Consider the following 3,546-nt stretch of genomic DNA (forward strand, 5'->3'; position numbering starts at 1 on the left):
GGGTTTTGTGGTGGCTGAGACGATGGGTGCGGTGGGTGTGGACGGCCTGGTGGTGGGGTCGTTGCGTCGTGGTGAGGGGGGTCTGGATCGTTTTCAGCGGTCGGTGGGTGAGGTGTTCGCGGGTGGTGTCGATGTTGACTGGGAGGCTGCGTTCGACGCGCGGGGGGCCCGGAGGACGGAACTGCCGACGTATCCCTTCCAGCACCAGCACTACTGGCTCGATGCGACCGATGGCCCGGCCGTAGAGGCCGACCCCGTCGACGCGGCCTTCTGGGCCGCGATCGAGGCCGGCGACACCGACGCCCTCGCCGGCGACCTGCAGCTCAAGGCATCCGTGCTGGACGAGGTCCTGCCCGCACTCTCCTCCTGGCGTCGCCGCCGAAAGGAACGGTCCGTCGTCGACGGATTGCGCTACCGCCTCGGCTGGGACCGGCTCGACGCCACCGGCGCCCTTTCCGGCGTCCTTTCCGGCACCTGGCTCCTGGCCGTCGGTACCGGCAGTGGCCCGCTCGCCGAAGCCGTCGCCACCGGCCTCACAGGGCGCGGTGCGCAGATCGTGCGCATCGAAGTCGACACCGAGAACACGGACCGGGAGGCGCTGGCCGCCGCCCTGCCCGAGCAGCCCTTGTCAGGAATTGTGTCTCTCCTCGCACTCGACGGCCGGCCGCACCCCGTCCACGCCACCTGGTCACGCGGCACGATCGGCACCGTGACCCTCGTCCAGGCCCTCGGCGACGCCGGCATCGAGGCACCCTTGTGGGTGGTCACGTCCGGCGGCGTCACCGTCGCAGACCCCGCAGAGCTGACCGACGTCTCCCAACACGTCATGTGGGGCATCGGCACGGTCCTGGCCCTGGACCACCCCCAGACCTGGGGCGGCCTCGTCGACCTGCCACACGGCACCGACCGGCCCGACCCGCGCACCCTCGACCTGCTGTGCACCGCCCTCTCCGCGACCGGCGACGAGGACCAACTCGCCGTACGCGCCGACGGCCTGCACGCCCGCCGTATGCGCCGCGCCCCGCTGGACGGCGCCCCCGCCCCGAAGCCCTGGAGTCCGAGCGGCACCGTCCTCATCACCGGTGGTACGGGCGGCACAGGAGCCCACGTCGCACGACGGCTGGCCGAGCAGGGCGCCGAACACCTGGTGCTGACCAGCCGCCGAGGCCCCGACGCCCCCGGCGCCGGCGAACTCCGCGCCGAACTCGTGTCCCTCGGCGCGCGGGTCACCGTCACCGCCTGCGACATCACTGACCGCGACGCGGTCGCCGCCCTCCTCGACGCCGTCCCCGCCGAACTGCCACTGACCGCCGTCCTGCACCTCGCCGGCGCGCCCCAGACCGAATCACCCCTGTCCGGGCTCACGGTCGAGCAGTTCGCCGAAATGGGCCGCGCCAAGATCGACGGTGCCCGTCACCTGGACGACCTGCTCGGCGACCGCGAACTCGACGCCTTCGTCCTCTTCTCGTCCGGCGCCACCGCCTGGGGCAGCAACGGCCTCACCTCGTACGCCGGAGCCAACGCGTACCTCGACGCGCTGGCCCATCACCGTCGTGCCCGCGGACTGACCGCCACGTCCATCGCCTGGGGCGCGTGGGACGGCGGCGGCATGGTCGACGCGTCGATGGCGGGGGAGTTCGACAAGCTGGGCCTCTCCCTGATGGACCCCCGCCTCGGCGTCGCCGCACTGGAGCAGGCCGTCGAGCACGACGAGACCCACGTGGTCGTCGCGGGCATCGACTGGACCCGCTTCGCCCCTGCCTTCACCCTCAGCCGTCCCCGGCCCCTCCTGCGCGGACTGCCCGAGGTCACCGAACTCCTCGCCGGTAGCACCGAGGGCAGCCCGAGCGCCGAAGCCTCCGCCCTCCGCGCCGAACTCCTGCAGCTCTCGCCGGCTGAACAGGAACACCTGCTGGTGGCCCTGGTGCGGACCGAAGCCGGAGCCGTCCTCGGCCACACGGAAACCCAAGGCGTAGAGGAGGACAGGGCGTTCAAGGAGATCGGGTTCGACTCCGTCACCGCGATCGAACTGCGCAACCGTCTCAACGCCGCCACCCGTCTGCGCCTGCCCGCCACCCTCGTCTTCGACTACCCGAACCCCAGGGCGCTGGCCGACCAGCTCCGTGTGGAACTCGTCGGCGACCGCGCCGCCGAGGTCCTGGCCACTGCCGCACCGTCACCGTCCCCCGCGGCCGACGACCCGATCGCGATCGTCTCCATGAGCTGCCGCCTCCCCGGCGGCGTGGCCTCGCCCGAGGACCTGTGGACCCTGCTCGCCGAGGGCCGCGACGCGCTCGTCGACTTCCCGGCCGACCGCGGCTGGGACCTGGACGGCCTGCTCTCCGACGACCCCGACGCTCCCGGCACGACCTACGTCCGCAAGGGCGGGTTCCTGCACGACGTCGCCGACTTCGACGCCGGGTTCTTCGGCATCAACCCCCGTGAGGCGCTGGCGATGGACCCGCAGCAGCGGCTGCTGCTGGAGACCTCCTGGGAGGTCTTCGAACGGGCGGGCATCGACCCGATGTCACTGCGGGGCAAGGACGTCGGTGTCTTCACCGGCATGGGAGCACAGGACTACACCCCACGACTCGGCGGCGGCGCAGAGGGCACCGAGGGCTACGCCCTGACCGGCAGCGCGGGCAGTGTCGCCTCCGGCCGCGTGTCGTACGTCCTCGGCCTGGAGGGACCCGCTCTCACCATCGACACGGCGTGCTCGTCCTCGTTGGTGGCGATGCACTCCGCGATGCAGGCGCTGCGCAGCGGTGAGTGCTCGCTCGCCTTGGCCGGCGGCGTGGCCGTCATGTCCAGCCCCGGTGTCTTCGTCGAGTTCTCGCGGCAGCGGGGCCTGGCGCAGGACGGGCGTTGCAAGGCGTTCGCCCAGGGCGCGGACGGCACGGGCTGGGCCGAGGGCGTCGGAGTCGTTCTGCTGGAGCGTCTGTCGGACGCGCGGCGCCATGGCCACGAGGTGCTGGCCCTGGTGCGGGGCAGCGCGGTCAACCAGGACGGTGCGTCGAACGGTCTGACTGCTCCGAACGGTCCTTCCCAGCAGCGCGTCATCCGGCAGGCGTTGGCGAATGCCGGTTTGTCGGCGGCTGATGTCGACGCGGTGGAGGCGCATGGTACGGGTACCTCGTTGGGTGATCCGATCGAGGCGCAGGCGTTGATCGCGACGTACGGGCAGGAGCGCCCCGGCGACGACCGACCACTGCTGCTCGGGGCCCTGAAGTCGAACCTCGGTCACACAGGAGCCACTGCGGGTGTGGCGGGTGTGATCAAGATGGTGCAGGCGATGCGGCACGGTGTGCTGCCGAAGACGCTGCATGTGGATGCCCCGTCGTCGGCGGTGGACTGGTCGGCTGGTGCGGTGGAGCTGCTGACGGAGTCGCGGGAGTGGCCGGCGGCATCGGACCGTCCGCGGCGTGCGGGGGTGTCGGCGTTCGGTATCAGTGGTACGAATGCGCACGTGATTCTCGAAGCCGTTGAGCCTGTGGTTCCGGTGGGGCGTGCGGTGGTGCCGGATGGTGTGGTGCCGTTGGTGGTGTC

At 71.6% G+C, this 3,546-nt stretch carries 1 protein-coding gene; it reads left to right on the top strand.

Annotated features, from left to right (window positions below):
- Positions 1–31 precede the first annotated feature (31 nt).
- On the top strand, positions 32–3,546 hold a 3,515-nt coding region (locus ACWD04_RS33795), incomplete at its 3' end, for an SDR family NAD(P)-dependent oxidoreductase (protein WP_451137553.1).

It is taken from the genome of Streptomyces sp. NPDC002911, from assembly GCF_053591835.1.